Genomic DNA, 413 nt, shown 5'->3' with positions numbered 1-413 from the left:
CGGCAGGGCGCGCGCGCGGCCCCGCTGGCCATCGTTTCAAACGTGCGGGCCCAATGCTGCGCTTGCCCCGCGCCATCCCCCGCCGTCGCAGCGGCGCCGCAACACTGTTGCATGCCCCTCGAACGGAGCCTCGACGCGCCGTCGCGCGTTTGGGTAACATGAYGCGGCCGCGCCACACATCGGCGGCAGTCATCAGAGGGATGTATGAGAATTGCCTCCGTGGAGGACGACCCCAGCCAGGCCGCACAGATCCGACAACTGCTCGAGGAGGCCGGCTTTACGTGTACGAGCTTCGCCGCCGGATCGGACTTCCTGCGCGCGCTGCGCGACCAGGTGTTCGACCTGCTGGTCATCGACTGGCAACTGCCCGACATGAGCGGCTACGAGGTCGTGAACTGGGTGCGCCAGCATGC

1 protein-coding gene is annotated in these 413 nt (G+C 68.0%); it reads left to right on the top strand.

Annotated features, from left to right (window positions below):
• Nucleotides 1-204: 204 nt before the first annotated feature.
• The coding region (locus AC1DM9_RS34555) for a response regulator transcription factor (protein WP_477584521.1) at nt 205-413 on the top strand (209 nt) is incomplete at its 3' end.

The organism is Paenibacillus sp. 01T431 (genome assembly GCF_056398625.1).
Note: the sequence above shows the minus strand (reverse complement) of the source record. Positions and strands in the feature narration are given on the sequence as shown.